A 16,825-nucleotide genomic window follows, 5' to 3' on the forward strand; every position below is an offset into this window, starting at 1 on the left:
GGTATCAGCGAGGTGCCGGTGGCCGCCTCCACCTCGGCGATGACCCGGTCGGCCTCCTCGCGGACGATCTCCAGCTCCTGGACCGTGCCCACCAGCGGGATCATGATCTCCGCGCGCGGGTCGCCCTTGGCTGCCTTGCGCTCGGCCGCCGCCTCGGCGATGGCCCGTACCTGCATGGCGAACAGACCCGGGATGACCAGCCCGAGCCGCACCCCGCGCAGCCCCAGCATCGGGTTCTGCTCATGGAGCTTGTGCACCGCCTGGAGGAGGCGCAGATCGTTCTCGTTGGCGTCCTTGCGGGACTCGGCGAGTGCGACGCGGACCGAGAGTTCGGTGATGTCCGGAAGGAACTCGTGCAGCGGCGGGTCGAGGAGACGGACCGTGACGGGGAGCCCGTCCATCGCCTCGAACAGCTCGATGAAGTCCTTCTTCTGGAGCGGCAGCAGCGCGCCGAGCGCCTTCTCGCGCTCGTCGTCCGTGTCGGCCAGGATCAGCCGCTCGACCAGCTCGCGGCGCTCGCCGAGGAACATGTGCTCGGTACGGCAGAGGCCGATGCCCTGCGCGCCGAACCGCCGGGCGCGCAGGGCGTCCTCGGCGTTGTCCGCGTTGGCCCGCACCCGCAGCCTGCGGCGCCGGTCCGCGTACGCCATGATCCGGTGGACGGCCTCGACCAGTTCGTCCGCGTCGTCGGCGCCCGCGTGCATCCGGCCCTCGAAGTACTCGACGACCGGCGACGGGACGACCGGCACCTCCCCCGCGTACACCTTGCCCGACGAGCCGTCGATCGAGACGGTGTCGCCCTCCTCGATGACCGCACCGTTCGGCGCGGTCAGCCGCCGGCGCTTGGTGTCGACCTCGATGTCCTCGGCGCCGCAGACACAGGTCTTGCCCATGCCGCGTGCGACCACGGCCGCGTGCGAGGTCTTCCCGCCGCGTGAGGTGAGGATGCCCTCGGCGGCGATCATGCCGTCGAGGTCGTCGGGGTTGGTCTCGCGGCGGATCAGGATGACCTTCTCGCCGGAGCGCGACCACTTGATCGCGGTGTACGAGTCGAAGACCGCCTTGCCGACGGCGGCACCCGGCGAGGCGGCGATGCCGCGTCCGAGCAGGTCGGCCTTGGCCTGGCCGTCGAAGCGCGGGAACATCAGCTGGGCGAGCTGCGCCCCGTTGACCCGCTGGAGCGCCTCGGCCTCGTCGATGAGCCCCTGGTCGACCAGCTGGGTGGCGATACGGAACGCGGCGCCTGCGGTGCGCTTGCCGACGCGGGTCTGGAGCATCCACAACTGGCCGCGCTCGATGGTGAATTCGATGTCACAGAGATCCTTGTAGTGGGTCTCCAGGGTCTCCATGATCTGCATGAGCTGGTCGTACGACTTCTTGTCGATCTGCTCCAGATCGGCGAGCGCCACGGTGTTGCGGATCCCCGCGACGACATCCTCGCCCTGCGCGTTCTGCAGGTAGTCGCCGTAGACGCCCTGGTGGCCGCTGGCCGGGTCGCGGGTGAAGGCGACACCGGTACCGGAGTCCGGGCCGAGGTTGCCGAAGACCATCGAGCAGATGTTGACGGCGGTGCCGAGGTCGCCGGGGATGCGCTCCTGACGCCGGTAGAGCTTGGCGCGGTCGGTGTTCCACGAATCGAAGACGGCCCTTATGGCCAGGTCCATCTGTTCGCGCGGGTCCTGCGGGAAGTCCCGCCCGGCGGCCTGCTTGACGATCTTCTTGAAGCGGCCGACGAGCTTCTTGAGGTCGCCGGCTTCGAGATCGGTGTCGACGCTGACCTTCTTGGCCTTCTTCGCGGCCTCCAGGGCCTCCTCGAAGAGTTCGCCGTCGACGTCGAGCACGGTCTTGCCGAACATCTGGATGAGGCGGCGGTAGGAGTCCCACGCGAACCGCTCGTCGCCCGACTGCTTGGTGAGTCCGGCCACGGACTTGTCCGAGAGGCCGATGTTCAGGACGGTGTCCATCATGCCCGGCATGGAGAACTTGGCGCCCGAACGGACCGAGACGAGCAGCGGGTTGTCGGCCTGGCCGAGCCTCTTGCCCATCGTCTTCTCCAGGGCGGCGAGGTGCGCACTCACCTCGTCGCGGAGTTCGACGGGCTCGTCGCCGCTGTCGAGGTACGTCTTGCACGCCTCGGTGGTGATGGTGAAGCCCGGAGGGACGGGCAGACCGAGGTTGGTCATCTCGGCGAGGTTGGCACCCTTCCCGCCGAGCAGGTCCTTGAGGTTGCGGTTGCCTTCGGTGAAGTCATAAACGAACTTCTGCGGCGCTTGCGCCTGAGTTACGTGGGGTTCTGCGTTCTTCGATTCCGGCACGGGACTCGACTCCTCGCGGACTGGCTGCCCTGACGGCGAGGAACATACCCAGATCGAAGGCTCCTGGGTACGTCCACCTGGTCGCCGTACGGCCGTAACCACTCGTCTGCCAGCAGATCGAAAGTGATCGTGAGGGCGGGGTTCAGCACCCGTTGAATTCAACCCTTGAAGGCATCACTTCGGTCCGTAGCCAGGTGTGAGGCATGTGTGGGCAGTTTCGGCCACCCTTGGCGATATCGAGTTCACTGCGAGAACGATTGCCACCTGGCACCCAGTGCCAGGCTTTGAGAAGTACACTCCAGGTTTAATCGCTCATCTGAGCAACCACCCGATCAGAGGTGGCGAGAATCACGCCACCCGACTGGGTCTCAGGCCACTATTCGGACCTTCCTGGTTCGCCTGGCGGACAGGCATTCCCGCAGAGCGGTGCAGTGTGCACTCAGTGCCGTGCCGTACATCGGGCCGGGGGCAGCCGGAGCCGCGCTCTCCCCCGGGAAAAGCCCGAAGCCCCCCGTCCCGCTCGGATGAGCGGTGGCGACGGGCGAGGGGCGAGGATCGCTGGGGCGGGCACCCGGCGCGGGCACCCGGCCGGTCAGCCGCCCGACGTGTCCAGTTCGGCATCCGCGCTGATGCCCGAGCAGTCGTACGGATCCTTCAGCCAGCCGTCGGGCAGGACGACCCGGTTGTTCCCCGAAGTGCGCCCGCGCGGCCCGTCCGCGCCGTCCGGCCACGGCTGGTCCAGGTCCAGCTCCTGGAGCTGGCTGCCCAGCTCGTCCAGCGACGAGGTGACCGCGAGCCGCCTGCGCATCTCGGAGCCGACCGCGAACCCCTTCAGATACCAGGCCACATGCTTACGGAAGTCGATCACGCCACGGGTCTCGTCACCGATCCACTCGCCGAGCAGCGTCGCGTGCCGCAGCATGACCGCCGCGACCTCGCGCAGCGCGGGCGCCTGCCGGGCCCGCGTGCCCTCGAAGCCGCTCACCAGATCGGCGAAGAGCCAGGGCCGCCCCAGGCAGCCGCGCCCCACGACCACCCCGTCGCAGCCGGTCTCCCGCATCATCCGCAGCGCGTCGTCCGCGCACCAGATGTCGCCGTTGCCGAGCACCGGGATCTCCGGGACATGCTCCTTGAGCCGGGCGATCGCGTCCCAGTCGGCGGTCCCCCCGTAGTGCTGGGCCGCGGTCCTGCCGTGCAGCGCGACGGCGGTGACGCCTTCGTCGACCGCGATCCGGCCCGCGTCGAGATAGGTGAGGTGGTCGTCGTTGATGCCCTTGCGCATCTTGATCGTGACGGGCACGGCGCCGCCCGCGTTGGAGACCGCCTCATGCAGGATCGCCCGCAGCAGCGGCCGCTTGAAGGGGAGCGCCGAGCCGCCGCCCTTACGGGTGACCTTGGGTACCGGGCAGCCGAAGTTCAGGTCGATGTGGTCGGCCAGATCCTCGTCCACGATCATGCGGACCGCCTTGCCGACGGTGACCGGGTCGACTCCGTACAGCTGGATCGAGCGCGGTGTCTCGGTCTTGTCGAAGTGGATCAGCTGCATGGTCTTGGCGTTGCGCTCCACCAGCGCCCGCGTCGTGATCATCTCGCTGACGAACAGGCCCTTACCGCCGCTGAACTCGCGACAGAGCGTGCGGAAGGGGGCGTTGGTGATACCCGCCATGGGGGCGAGCACGACGGGCGGCTGCACGGAGTGCGGGCCGATGGAGAGCGTGGTCATGAATCCATTGTCGCGTACACCGTGCCACGTACACCGAACTCGTTAGTTAACCGTACTATTCATACATGCCCGAGCTCACCCACCGCCGGCGGATGCTGGTGCTCGCGATCTGCTGCATGAGCCTGCTGATCGTCAGCCTCGACAACACCGTCCTGAACGTCGCCCTCCCCTCGATGCAGAAGGAGCTGCACGCGTCGGTCTCCGGACTCCAGTGGACGATCGACGCGTACACGCTGGTCCTGGCCTCGCTGCTGATGCTCGCGGGTTCGACGGCCGACCGGATCGGGCGGCGCAGGGTCTTCATGGCGGGTCTGGTGATATTCACCCTCGGCTCGGCGCTCTGCTCGATCGCCCCCAATCTGGAGTCGCTGGTCGTCTTCCGGATGGTGCAGGCCGTCGGTGGCTCGATGCTCAACCCGGTCGCGATGTCGATCATCACCAACACCTTCACCGAGCCGCGCGAACGCGCCCGCGCCATCGGTGTCTGGGGTGGCGTCGTCGGGATCTCGATGGCGGCGGGCCCGATCGTCGGCGGCCTCCTGGTGGACTCGGTCGGCTGGCGTTCGATCTTCTGGATCAACCTTCCGGTGGGCCTGGCCGCGCTGGCCCTCACCTGGCGTTACGTACCGGAGTCGCGGGCCCCGAAGGGCCGCAGGCCGGACCCGGTGGGCCAGTTGCTGGTCATCGCGCTGCTGGGCTCGGTGACGTACGCGATCATCGAGGCCCCGTCGGCCGGCTGGACTTCCCCGCTGATCCTCTCCTTCACCGGGGTGGCCCTGCTGGCACTCGCGGGTCTGGTGCTGTACGAGCCGAGGCGCCCGGAACCCCTGATCGACCTGCGGTTCTTCCGGAGCGCGCCGTTCAGCGGCGCCACCGTCATCGCGGTGTGCGGCTTCGCCGCGCTCGGCGGGTTCCTCTTCCTCAACACGCTCTATCTGCAGGACGTCCGCGGCCTCTCCGCGCTGCACGCGGGTCTCTACATGCTGCCGATGGCGGCACTGACCTTCCTCTGCGCACCGTTCTCGGGACGGCTGGTGGGCAATCGCGGGCCGCGGATCCCGCTGCTGGCCGCGGGGGTGGCGATGGCGCTGAGCGGTCTGTGCTTCGCGGTGCTCGACGCCGAGAAGCACACCCCGCTGCTCTTCACCGGCTATGTGCTGTTCGGGATCGGCTTCGGCATGGTGAACGCGCCGATCACCAACACCGCCGTCTCCGGGATGCCCCGCGCGCAGGCCGGGGTCGCGGCAGCGGTCGCTTCGACCAGCCGGCAGATCGGATCGACGCTGGGGGTCGCCGTGATCGGGGCCGTGCTGGCATCGGGCGTGAGCGGGGCCGCGCACACGGCGGGCTTCGCCGGAGCCAGCCGTACCGCCTGGTGGATCATCACCGGGTGCGGTCTGGCGGTCCTGGTCTTCGGGCTGCTCACCAGCGGGAGGTGGGCACAGCGCTCGGCCCGGCGGACCGCGGAGCGGCTCGACGCCCCCGAGACGGCTCAGACGGTGGCGGACGCCAACGCGTAGAGCCGCTCCAGGCGTTCACGGGATTCGGCGTTGGCCGGTACGTAGGTCACCATGCGCGGGCCGGACGCCGGGCCGAGCCAGAGGTCGGTGTGGTCCACGAGCAGCGGCCCGACATACCGGTTGTGGAAGCGCTTCGTCCGGCTGCCGGGGCCGATGATCTCGTGCCGCGCCCAGACCTCACGGAACTCGGGCGACACCGCCTCCAGCCGCTTGAGCAGCGCCTTCCAGGCGGGCTCCGCCAGATGCCCGGCCATCGACGCACGGAACTTGGCGGCCATCACCCGGTGCATGGCGTCGAGGTCGACGGCCGAGGACTTCCAGTCCTCGTTGGTGTACGAGAGCAGCATGCAGTTGCGGTCCTCGGGGGCGACGGCGTCCAGGTCGCAGAGCAGCCGGCCGTAGGTGCGGTTGTACGCGAGGATGTCGTAACGGCTGTTCTGGATGCAGGCGGGGACCGGGTCCAGCTGCTCGATCAGGGACGAGAGCGCCGGTGTGATGGAGGGGCAGACCGCGCCGGGCGACGGGTCGACGGCGCCGGCCAGCGAGAAGAGGTGGGCGCGTTCGTGCAGGTCGAGCAGGAGCGCACGGGCGATGGCGTCCAGGACCTGCGGGGAGACCGTGATGTCACGGGCCTGCTCAAGCCAGGTGTACCAGGTGACGCCCACGGCGGAGAGCTGGGCGACCTCCTCGCGGCGCAGCCCCGGGGTCCGGCGCCGGGCGCCGCGCGGCAGCCCCGCCTGCTCGGGCGTGATGCGCTCGCGGCGGCTGCGCAGGAAGTCGGCCAGCTCGTGCCTGCGTACATCGGTCTCCGGCGCAACTGTCGTCATGGTCCCAGAGTGCAGGACGGGGCAGGCCATTGCCAGGTACTGCTTGTACCAGGATAAGAAGACTCTGGTACCAGTCTGAGCGCCGGAGCATTCTCGGTTCCGTGAGCAATACGACAGCTACGACACGCACGACAGTACGGACTCCATCCACCCTTCCCGGCACCGTCCGCCGGCACGACCACCCCACCCCGGTGCTCTCCACGCTGGGCCTGTTCACGGTGCTGCTCGGCGCTGCGCTGCCGCTGATCGACTTCTTCATCGTCAATGTCGCCCTGCCCACCATCGACCACGACCTGGCCGCGGGACCCGCGATGCTGGAGCTGGTCGTCGCGGGATACGGCGTCGCGTACGCGGTGCTGCTCGTACTCGGCGGGCGGCTCGGGGACATGATCGGGCGGCGCAGGCTCTTCCTGATCGGCATGGCCGCGTTCGGCCTGACCTCGCTGGCCTGCGGTCTCTCGCCCGACGCCTGGACGCTGGTCGGCGCACGGGTGGCGCAGGGCGCCTCTTCGGCCCTGATGCTCCCGCAGGTGCTCGCCACCATCCAGGCCACCACGGCGGGCCCGCGGCGGGCGAAGGCCATGGGGCTCTACGGGGCGACGGCCGGGCTCTCGATGGTCGCCGGGCAGATACTCGGCGGCGTCCTGGTCGCCGCGGACGTGGCGGGCACCGGCTGGCGGTCGATCTTCCTGGTCAATGTGCCGGTCGCGCTCCTCGGTCTGGTGCTGGCGGTCCGCTCCGTACCGGAGACCCGGTCGGAGAAGCCCGCACCCGTCGACATACCCGGCACCCTGCTGCTGGCCCTCTCGCTGGTGACGCTCCTCGCGCCGCTCACCGAGGGCAGGGCCGCCGGGTGGCCGCTGTGGACCTGGATCTCGCTGGGGGTCTTCCCGTTCGCGGCTGCGGCCTTCTACCGCACGGAGCGGGCGGCCGACCGCAGGGGCGAGGTGCCGCTGGTGCCGCCGAGCCTGCTGCGGCTCGACTCACTGCGGCGCGGGCTCACGCTGGTGGTGCCGTTCTCGATCGGTTTCGGCGGATTCATGTTCGTCATCGCGGTCGCGCTCCAGCAGGGGCTGCGGATGGGTCCGGTGGCGGCGGGGCTGGCGCTCGTACCGATGGCCGCGGCCTTCTTCACCGCTTCGCTGGCCGGTCCCCGGCTGGTCGGCCGGTATGCGAGCCGGGTGGTGACCGCGGGCGGGGTGATCCAGGCCGTAGGGGTCGCGGTGCTCGCGGCGACCGTGTGGTGGGGCTGGTCCGGTCTCGGTATCGCGACCCTCGCCCCCGGCACCGCACTGGCCGGGTTCGGGCAGGGGCTCCAGCTGCCGGTGCTCTTCCGGATCGTGCTCTCCGACGTACCGGCGGAGCGGGCCGGGGTCGGCGGCGGTGTGATGACCACGACACAGCAGGCGTCGCTGGCGCTGGGGGTGGCCACACTCGGCACGCTCTTCCTGTCGCTGACCACATCGCTGGGGATGCGGGAGGCGCTGGCGGTGACGCTGCTGCTGCAGCTGGCCGCGGTCGCCGTGACCGCGCTGCTCAGCCTGCGGCTGCCGCGCACGGTGCGGTAGGGCCTGCCGGAGCGGAGCCGTAACGACGGTGGGGGCCGCGTGTGTAGGAGATGGAGGGCCCCCCCGAGTGTTTTCCGGGGTGTCCTTTTTGTGTGGTGGTGGGCCGCGGGGGAGCCCGCCGCGGGGGGGGTGTCGGTGTGGGGTGGGGGGCGGCGGTGCGGCGCCCGCTCCGCGGGGGGCGCGGGGGTCGGGGCCCCGCCCCCCCCCCCACCGTGCTGTGTACCGGGTTGAACTGTGGTGTGGCGTGGTGCCCGGCGTGTCAGCCCTCGGCGTGGGGCTTCGCGGTGCCGGTTGCCGCGCTGTCGGGCGTCGCGGTGGCGTCGGCCCCCGCGGCCCGCTCGCGCATCTTCTGGAGCAGTTCCTGCTTCTGGTCAGCGGCTGACCTGCGGTCCTCGGCGCCTGCGGCGGCCGAACTCTGCGCCCCCGCACGGGGCATCTTCTTGCGCTGTCCGCCCACGCCGAGAAGGTTGTTGCGACTCTTTGCCATGCCGGTCAGAGTACCGGGACCACCACCGGGGGACGCACCGTATTTTTCCGGGCCCGGCCCGGACGATGCGTACACGATCAACCGTTCCCCGTGGATGCGCGCAATGAATCGCCGCAGATGGACAAGGAACCTGCATTACGGGCCAGTACGCACGCCTCGTAGTGTTCTGCCCTGTACGTGGAGCGGTGGAGACCCCAGGCTCGGCGGTCCCCTCCTGCTGTGCGCCGGGACGCGCACCCGTGGACGGTGCCGTACGCGCGGGCCCCGCCGCCGGAGCAGGCAGCGATGAAGGAGCCTCACCGTGGCACGACCTGACGCAGCGCCGACCACCCGGGACCGGGCCGGTCCGGGCCCCGGCCCCAGGTCCGGCGGCGGCGGCTCCGGCTCCCCGCTGACGCGCCGCAAGCCCGTCGAGCGGCTGATCGCCGAGGGCGGGCAGGGCGAGGGCGGGCAGCTCAGGCGCTCGCTCGGCATGTGGCAGCTGACGATGATCAGCATCGGGGCCACCCTGGGCACCGGCATCTTCGTGGTACTCGGCGAAGCGGTCCCCAAGGCCGGCCCGGCCGTGGTGATCTCCTTCGTGATCGCCGGGCTCACCGCCCTCTTCTCGGCCCTCTCGTACGCGGAACTGGCGGGCACCATCCCGGTCTCCGGCTCCTCCTACTCGTACACCTACGCCACGATGGGCGAGTTCGTCGCCTGGCTCTGCGGCTGGTGTCTGATGCTGGAGTACGGCGTGTCCGTGGCGGCCGTCGCCGTCGGCTGGGGCCAGTACCTCAACGAGTTCCTGGACGGCACGATCGGCGTCACGATCCCCACCGCGCTCTCCGCGCCGCCCGGCGACGGCGGCATCGTCAACATCCCCGCGCTGCTCGTCGTCCTGCTGGCGATGGCCTTCCTGCTGGGCGGTGCCAGGGAGAGCGCCCGCGCCAACACGATCATGGTGGTCGTGAAGATCGCCTCGCTGGTCCTGTTCTGCGCGGTGGCCGCGTCGGGCATCAAGGCGGGCAACTACAAGCCCTTCATGCCGCTCGGCATGACCGGCGTCAGCGCGGCAGGCGCCAGCCTCTTCTTCTCGTACATCGGCTTCGACGCGGCCTCCACCGCAGGCGAGGAGGCCCGCGACCCCAAGCGCGACATGCCGCGCGCGATCATGCTCTCGCTGCTGATCGTCACCGCCCTCTACTGCCTGGTGGCTCTCGTCGCCGTCGGTGCCATGCCGTGGCAGGACTTCCACAACGCGGACGCGGCCCTCGCGCAGATCATGCGGGACGTCACCGGGCAGAGCTTCTGGGCCGTGCTGCTCGCCGCGGGTGCGGTCATCGCCATCGCGAGCGTGGTCCTGACCGTGCTCTACGGGCAGACCCGCATCCTGTTCTCGATGGCCCGCGACGGACTGGTCCCCAAGGTGTTCGCCAAGGTCGGCCCGCGGACCGGCGCCCCGGTCGCCAACACGCTGATCGTCTCGCTCCTCTGCGGCGTCCTCGCGGCGGTCGTCCCGCTGGGCGAGCTGGCCAACGCCACCAGCATCGGCACGCTCTTCGCGTTCGCGCTGGTCAACGCGGCGGTCATCGTGCTCCGCCGGACCCGGCCCGATATGCCGAGGAACTTCCGGGTGGCGTTCTCACCGGTCACCCCGGCCATCGGCTTCGCGCTCTGCCTCTGGATGATGACCAGTCTCGGCGCGAGTACCTGGGTGTGGTTCGGTATCTGGATGGCCGCCGGGCTCGTGCTGTACTTCGGCTACGGGATGCGCCGCTCCCAGCTCGCCCGCGAAGGCGCTTTGGCCCGCGAAGGCATGACCGCCCGAGAAGACTGACCGCCCGCCGAGAAGAAGTGTGATCCACCCGCCTTGCGACTGAACGATCTCGACGAACGCATCGTCCACGCCCTCGCCGAGGACGCCCGCCGCTCCTACGCCGACATCGGCACCCGGGTCGGGCTCTCCGCCCCCGCCGTCAAACGCCGGGTCGACCGGCTCCTCGCGTCCGGCGCCATCACCGGCTTCACGGTACGGGTGGATCCCGCGGCGCTCGGCTGGGAGACGGAGGCGTTCGTCGAGATCCACTGCCGTCACAACACCTCCCCCGAGGACATCCGCCGCGGTATGGCGCGCTATCCGGAGGTGGTTTCCGCCTCGACCGTCACCGGTGAGGCGGACGCGGTCGTGCAGATCTACGCCGAGGACGTACGCCACTTCGAACGGGTCCTGGAGCGCATCGCGGGCGAACCGTTCGTCGAGCGCACCAAGTCCGTGCTCGTGCTCTCGCCCCTCGTACGGCGGTTCAGCTCGGGGTCGCCCGCGTAGCGCCACGAAGTGACAGATATTGAAATCTGTTACCCGTCATGCCATAGTCGCCATGTACCGACCCCTGTCAGCTTCTGTTCCGGCGAAGGAGCCCGCATGGCCACCACTCCCGTACCCACCCGCACCCTGGGCACCGCAGGACCGCTGGTCTCCGCCATCGGCCTCGGCTGCATGGGGATGTCCGCGCTGTACGGCACCGCCGACCGCGCCGAGTCGATCGCGACCATCCACGCCGCACTCGACGCCGGGGTCACCCTGCTCGACACCGGCGACTTCTACGGCATGGGCCACAACGAGCTGCTGATCGGCGAAGCCCTGCGCACCGCCCCGGCCGCCCGCCGCGAACAGGCCCTCACCAGCGTCAAGTTCGGCGCACTGCGGACCGTCGAAGGCGGCTTCACCGGCTACGACGGCCGTCCGAACGCCGTCAAGAACTTCGCCGCGTACTCCCTCCAGCGGCTCGGCACCGACCACATCGACATCTACCGGATCGCCCGTGTCGACCCGGACGTACCGATCGAGGAGACGGTCGGCGCCATCGCCGAACTGATCGAAGCGGGCCACGTACGGCATGTGGGCCTCTCCGAGGTGGGCGCCGAGACCATCCGCAGGGCCGCCGCCACCACGACGATCGCCGACCTCCAGATCGAGTACTCGCTGATCTCCCGGGGCATCGAGGCCGAGATCCTGCCCACCACCCGCGAGCTGGGCATCGGCATCACCGCGTACGGGGTGCTCTCCCGCGGTCTGATCAGCGGCCACTTCACCCGCGACCGCGAGCTGGGCCCCGGCGACTTCCGGAGCATGAGCCCCCGCTTCCAGGGCGAGAACCTCCAGCACAACCTCGATCTGGTCGACGCGCTGCGCAAGGTCGCCGACCGGAAGGGCGCTTCCGTCGCCCAGACCGCCATCGCCTGGGTCTCGGCACGCGGCGAGGACATCGTCCCGCTGATCGGCGCCAGGACCCGTGAGCGGCTGGCCGAGGCCCTCGGCTCCCTCGGTGTCACGCTCGACGCCGACGACCTCGCCGCCATCGAGGAGGCCGTCCCGGCCGGATCCGCCGCGGGCGACCGCTACCCGGCCGCCCAGATGGCCCACCTGGACAGCGAGCACTGAGGCCCCGGGTACCGTCGCAGCGAGCGCAGGGGTCCCGGTACCGTCGGTAGCGCTCCACTCCCCCGCACGGCAGCGCATCCCCCGAAGGCAGCGCCGCACCGAAAGGCAGCGCAGACGCGATGACGCCCGAAGCCCTGACACCCGACCGCATTCTTGAGGCGACCGAGGATGTGCTGCGCCGCTACGGCCCGGCCAAGGCCACGGTGGTCGACGTGGCACGGGTGCTCGGGGTCAGCCACGGCAGCGTCTACCGTCACTTCCGTACCAAGGCGGCGCTGCGCGAGGCCGTCACGGAGCGCTGGCTGCACCGGTCGGAGGAGGAACTGGCCCGGTTCGCCGACGACCGGGAGGGCCCGGCGACCGCCCGGCTGCAGGACTGGCTGACGGCCCTCTTCGCGGCGAAGCGCCGCAAGGCGGGCGACGACCCGGAGCTGTTCGCCACCTTCGGGGTGCTGACCGGGGAGAACAGCGGAGTGGTGGAGCGCCATATCGGGGCGCTGGTCGGCCAGCTCGCCCGGATCATCGAGGACGGCTGCGCCCAGGGTGCATTCGCCCCCGTAGATGCGGAGTTCACCACGACGGCCCGCGCGGTCTTCGACGCGACCGGGCGCTTCCACGACCCGGTGTACGCCGCGGAGTGGAGCCGCGCCGGTATCGACGACGACTTCACCGCCGTACGGGATCTGCTGCTGCGGGGGGTCAGGGTCCGCTGAGGGGCGGGGGGCGGCCGTCGCGGCGGCCCCGGGGACCGGTGGGGCCCGCCGGACGTCCGCGTCGTCCCGGTTACGCTGCCGTCATGGCCAGCCACAAGCCCGTACGGACCATCGACGCCCGAAGTCTGCGCGCCCTCGCGCACCCGCTGCGCGTGCGCATCATGGAGTCGCTGCGCCGCGAGGGGCCCGCGACGTCCACCACGCTGGCCCAGGAGTTCGGCGAGAGCACCGGCACGGTGAGCTGGCATCTGCGGCAGCTGGCCGAGCACCACTTCATCGAGGAGGACACGGAGCGGGGCACCAGGCGGGAGCGCTGGTGGCGGGCGGTGGAGGACCGACAGGTGCTGCACACCGCGCAGTTGAGCAAGGAGGATCCTTCGGCGCGGGTCGCCGTGGACGCCTATGTGCAGGAGCTGATCCAGCTGTACTTCCAGCGGGCGTCCGCGTATGCGGAGCAGCAGTGGCCCGCGGAATGGGAGAGCGCGGGCACCATCGCCAACTGGGACGATCTGCGGCTGACCCCGGCACGGCTGCGGGAGCTGAACGACGAGCTGATGGCCGTGGTCGACAAGTACTACCCGGGGGAGGGTGAGTCGCCGGCGCCCGGATCGCTGCCGATCAGCGTTCAGCTCCAGTCGTTCGCACGCCACGAGGGTCGGAGTTGAGGAGCCACCACCCGTACCGCGAGGGCAGAGGCTGAGGCGCCACCCGCGCCACGAGCCAGAGCCAGAGGCTGAACAACCGCCCGGAAACAGTGCGGAGAATATTGCAGAGAACTCTCTGCAAACCACTTTGCAGAGAGTTCTCTGCAAGCTACCTTCATACGCATGCCGACTCCGGGTACACCAGCGCGCTCCACCTCCCGCAGCCTCCTGCTGCGCAACCGCGACTTCCGTCTCCTCTGGACGGGCTCGACCACCGGGAAGTACGGGGCGTCCGTGACCTCGGTCGCCCTGCCTCTGGTCGCGGTCACACTGCTGCACGCCTCCACCCTCCAGGTGGGCCTGCTCACGGCCGCGACCTGGCTGCCCTGGCTGCTCATCGGCTTGCCCGCGGGTGCCTGGGTGGACCGGCTGCCGCGCCGCCCGGTCATGCTCACCGCCGACGCCGCCGCACTGCTGCTCTTCGCCGGGGTCCCGGTCGCCGCCTGGCAGCACCTGCTCTCGATCGGCTATCTGCTGGCCACGGCGGTACTGGCCGGGACGGCCACCGTCTTCTTCCAGACCGCGTACACCGCACTGCTCCCCCACCTCGTCGCCCCCGAGGACCAGGCGGAGGGCAACTCCAAGCTGCACGGCAGCGAGTCGGCGGCGCAGCTCGCCGGAAACGGCTCGGGCGGCTTCCTGGTGGAGGCGGTCGGCGCCGCGAACGGGCTGTTCGTGAACGCGGCGACGTTCGCGGTGTCGTTCCTCTGCGTCCTGCGCATCAGGCACCGCGAGCCGCGCGGCCCGGTGACCGTGCGGGCGCGCGGAGCGCTCGGCCGGGAGATCCGCAAGGGGCTGCGGCTGACCTTCGGCGACCCGTATCTGCGCGCCATGGCCATCTCGGGCGGCGCCTCCAATCTGGCACTGATGGCATATCAGTCGATCCTGGTCGTCTTCCTGGTGCGCGAGGTCCACCTCTCGTCGGGGACCATCGGGGCACTGATGACCGGAGGCGGTATCGGCGGCATCATCGGCGCCTTCGCCGCCCGCCGGGTCGCCGCCCGGATCGGCAGCGCCCGCGCCCTGATCCTCTTCGAGCTGGCGGTCCCCTCGCTCGCCCTGCTGATCCCGCTGACCACCGCCGGAGCCGGCCTGGTGCTCTTCGTGATCGGCTACACCTCGGTGTCCTTCGGGGTGATCGCGGGGAACATCCTCTCCTCGACCTTCCGTCAGCAGTACTGCCCCAAGGACATGCTCGGCCGGATCTCCGCATCGGCCGCGTTCCTCAACTACGGCACCATCCCCCTCGGAGCGGTCCTCGGTGGCGCGCTCGGCGAGGCGCTGGGGACCCGTACCGCACTGTGGATCACCATCGCCGGGCTCCCCTTCGCCGCGTCCCTCCTCTACTTCTCCCCGATCCGCCGCAACCGCGACCTGCCGACGGAGCCTCCGGCCGCCGACCCGGCCCCCCGTTCCGAGCCGGCACCCGCACTCTGAGCCGAGGCGGCGGGCGGCGGGCGACGGGCGGCCCGCCATAGGTGCGTTTCCGGCCACCAACCCAGGATCGGGGCCGATTGTCGACCACTACTTAGGTTAGGCTAACCTCTGCCGTGTGATCGTGACTGCACCCGAACGAGAAGACACCCCACGGCCCCGCCGCACCACGGCAGATGGTCCCGGCGCGTCCGCCGGTGGCGCCGGAGCCACCGGTGTTTCGTACGGGCTGGCCGCCACTGGCATCACGGTCGCCTATGACGGCGTCGATGTCGTACACGGGGCTGACCTGCGCCTCCCGAGAGGGCGGGTCACCGCACTCATCGGCCCCAACGGCAGCGGAAAGTCAACCCTGTTGAGGTCGGTAGCCCGGCTGCATCGGGCCCGCTCAGGACAGGTGACCGTGGGCGGCGAGGGCGAGGACTCCGTCGACGCCCTCGCCCTCTCCCGTACGGAGTTCGCCCGGCGCATCACGCTGCTCGCCCAGAGCCGTACGACCCCGGCCGGTCTCAGCGTCCGCGAGGTGGTCGGCTTCGGGCGCCACCCGTACCGCGGCCGGCTGCGCGGCAGCGACCCGGACGGCGCGCGGCTCGTCGACCACGCCCTGGCCGTCACCAACGTCACGGCACTCGCCGACCGCGGTGTCGAGAGTCTCTCCGGCGGCCAGCTCCAACGCGTCTGGTTCGCCTGCTGCCTGGCGCAGGACACCGAAGTGCTGCTGCTCGACGAGCCGACGACCTACCTCGACCTGCGCTACCAGGTGGAGATCCTGGACCTCGTCCGCGAGCTGGCCGACACACACGGGGTGACCATCGGCGTCGTCCTGCACGACCTGGACCAGGCCGCCGCCGTGGCGGACCAGGTGGTCCTGCTCTCATCGGGGCGCGTCGCCGCCGCCGGGACCCCGGCCGAGGTGTACGACCCGCAACTGCTGACCGACACCTATGGCATCCGTATCGAGGTCGCACCCGACCCCGCTACGGGCATCCCCCGCACCCGCGCGGTGGGAAGACACCACCTTCGGCTCGAAAGGCCCTGAAACATCCCATGACGACGACCAAGCCCGTGACGACCAAGCTCATGACGAGCGAGCTGACGACTGCCAAGCACCTGGCCGCCACGTACACGGCCAAGCACCCGGCCAAGCGGTGGGCATGGCCCCTGATCGTCGGAACCGCCGCGATCGCCCTCGTCGGCTGCGGCACATCCGAGGCCCCCAAGAAGGAGTCCTCCTCGGCCGCCAAGCTGACGCTCACCGACTCACGCGGCAAGAAGGTGACACTCGACGGACCGGCCAAGCGCGTCGTCGGCACCGAGTGGAACGTCGTCGAATCGCTCGTCTCACTGGGCGTCAAACCGGTCGGCGCCGCCGACGTCAAGGGATACAAGGCGTACGACACCGCCGCGCCGCTGCCCAGCGGCGTCAAGGACATAGGCACCCGCGGCGAGCCCAGCGTGGACACCGTCGCCGCCCTCAAGCCCGACCTGATCGTCGCGACCAACGACCTGTCGGACTCGGCCGTCAAGCAGCTCTCCAAGGTGGCACCCCTCATCGTGGTGCGGGCGGCGGACGCGAGCCGCCAGATCGACCAGATGACGGACAACGTCAACCTCATCGCCAGGGCCACCGGGACCGAGGACCGGGCCAGGACCGAACTCGCCGCCTTCCGCAAGAAGATCGCCGCCGGTCGCAAGGAACTCTCCGACGCCGGGCTCGAAGGCAAGAAGGTCGCCTTCGCCGACGGGTGGAAAGAAGGCAGCCAGGTATCGGTGCGCCCCTATGTGAAGGGCTCGCTGATCACCGACGTCAACACCGAACTCGGCCTGGTCAGCCCCTGGTCCATGAAGGGCGACAAGGGGTACGGCCTGGCGGCGACCGATGTTGAGGGCCTGACGAAGATCGGCGATGCCCAGTTCCTCTACATCACCAACACCACGGACGGCGGGGACCCGTTCGCCGACGGGCTCAAGGACAACGCGGTGTGGAAGTCGCTGCCCTTCGTCAAGAAGGGGCATGTCCACCGGCTCCCGGACGGCATCTGGATGTTCGGTGGTACGGCGTCGATGACGCAGTACGTCGACGCCGTCGTGCACGCGCTGACCAAGTGAC

General features: G+C 70.1%; 14 protein-coding genes. 10 read left to right on the forward strand and 4 right to left on the reverse strand.

All coding sequences use genetic code 11. The features are described 5' to 3' along the window. Together ppdK and dusB are read right to left on the reverse strand one after the other, a co-directional pair. A partial coding sequence (ppdK, locus tag ACFXBC_RS13050) for a pyruvate, phosphate dikinase (protein WP_385022768.1) occupies window positions 1-2,315 on the reverse strand: 2,315 nt, incomplete at its 3' end. Window positions 2,316-2,907: 592 nt separating this feature from the next. Then, window positions 2,908-4,038, reverse strand: a complete 1,131-nt coding sequence (dusB, locus tag ACFXBC_RS13055; RefSeq protein WP_385022771.1) for a tRNA dihydrouridine synthase DusB — start codon at window positions 4,036-4,038, stop codon at window positions 2,908-2,910. 65 nt (window positions 4,039-4,103) lie between these two features. On the opposite strand from dusB, the gene ACFXBC_RS13060 reads away from it, so the two are divergent. Further along, complete coding sequence (locus ACFXBC_RS13060) at window positions 4,104-5,558, forward strand: MFS transporter (RefSeq protein ID WP_385022774.1); 1,455 nt, start codon at window positions 4,104-4,106, stop codon at window positions 5,556-5,558. Here ACFXBC_RS13060 and ACFXBC_RS13065 read toward each other — a convergent pair. Beyond that, the gene (locus ACFXBC_RS13065; protein ID WP_385022777.1) at window positions 5,531-6,385 is read right to left on the reverse strand and encodes a helix-turn-helix transcriptional regulator; all 855 of its coding nucleotides are present in this window, start codon (window positions 6,383-6,385) and stop codon (window positions 5,531-5,533) included. The genes ACFXBC_RS13060 and ACFXBC_RS13065 overlap by 28 nt on opposite strands. A gap of 191 nt (window positions 6,386-6,576) precedes the next feature. Here ACFXBC_RS13065 and ACFXBC_RS13070 point away from each other — a divergent pair, with 191 nt between their 5' ends. Further along, window positions 6,577-7,953, forward strand: coding sequence for an MFS transporter (locus ACFXBC_RS13070; protein WP_385022923.1), 1,377 nt, complete (start codon window positions 6,577-6,579; stop codon window positions 7,951-7,953). 259 nt (window positions 7,954-8,212) lie between these two features. Here the strand turns inward: ACFXBC_RS13070 and ACFXBC_RS13075 are convergent, their stop codons facing one another. Then, window positions 8,213-8,440: a DUF6243 family protein gene (locus ACFXBC_RS13075; RefSeq protein WP_385022780.1), complete on the reverse strand. Its 228-nt coding sequence runs from the start codon at window positions 8,438-8,440 to the stop codon at window positions 8,213-8,215. A gap of 391 nt (window positions 8,441-8,831) precedes the next feature. On the opposite strand from ACFXBC_RS13075, the gene ACFXBC_RS13080 reads away from it, so the two are divergent. The 8 genes from ACFXBC_RS13080 (at window position 8,832) to ACFXBC_RS13115 (ending at window position 16,824) form a co-directional block, all read left to right on the forward strand. After that, window positions 8,832-10,259 (forward strand): amino acid permease, encoded by a 1,428-nt coding sequence (locus ACFXBC_RS13080; protein WP_385022925.1) that lies wholly within the window; start codon window positions 8,832-8,834, stop codon window positions 10,257-10,259. Window positions 10,260-10,292: 33 nt separating this feature from the next. Further along, on the forward strand, window positions 10,293-10,748 hold the full coding sequence (locus ACFXBC_RS13085; RefSeq protein WP_385022783.1) for an Lrp/AsnC family transcriptional regulator: 456 nt from the start codon (window positions 10,293-10,295) through the stop codon (window positions 10,746-10,748). Window positions 10,749-10,844: 96 nt separating this feature from the next. Next, window positions 10,845-11,864 (forward strand): aldo/keto reductase, encoded by a 1,020-nt coding sequence (locus ACFXBC_RS13090; RefSeq protein WP_385022786.1) that lies wholly within the window; start codon window positions 10,845-10,847, stop codon window positions 11,862-11,864. Window positions 11,865-11,983: 119 nt separating this feature from the next. Continuing rightward, on the forward strand, window positions 11,984-12,577 hold the full coding sequence (locus ACFXBC_RS13095; RefSeq protein ID WP_385022789.1) for a TetR family transcriptional regulator: 594 nt from the start codon (window positions 11,984-11,986) through the stop codon (window positions 12,575-12,577). 83 nt (window positions 12,578-12,660) lie between these two features. Further along, window positions 12,661-13,242 (forward strand): ArsR/SmtB family transcription factor, encoded by a 582-nt coding sequence (locus ACFXBC_RS13100; protein ID WP_385022792.1) that lies wholly within the window; start codon window positions 12,661-12,663, stop codon window positions 13,240-13,242. 162 nt (window positions 13,243-13,404) lie between these two features. Continuing rightward, window positions 13,405-14,718, forward strand: coding sequence for an MFS transporter (locus ACFXBC_RS13105; protein WP_385022795.1), 1,314 nt, complete (start codon window positions 13,405-13,407; stop codon window positions 14,716-14,718). A gap of 115 nt (window positions 14,719-14,833) precedes the next feature. Beyond that, window positions 14,834-15,754, forward strand: a complete 921-nt coding sequence (locus ACFXBC_RS13110) for an ABC transporter ATP-binding protein (RefSeq protein ID WP_385022798.1) — start codon at window positions 14,834-14,836, stop codon at window positions 15,752-15,754. Between the two features lie 8 nt (window positions 15,755-15,762). After that, the gene (locus tag ACFXBC_RS13115; protein WP_385022801.1) at window positions 15,763-16,824 is read left to right on the forward strand and encodes an iron-siderophore ABC transporter substrate-binding protein; all 1,062 of its coding nucleotides are present in this window, start codon (window positions 15,763-15,765) and stop codon (window positions 16,822-16,824) included. The last annotated feature ends 1 nt before the right edge of the window (window position 16,825 follow it).

It is taken from the genome of Streptomyces sp. NPDC059398 (genome assembly GCF_042751845.1).
Classification (GTDB): Bacteria; Actinomycetota; Actinomycetes; order Streptomycetales; family Streptomycetaceae; genus Streptomyces.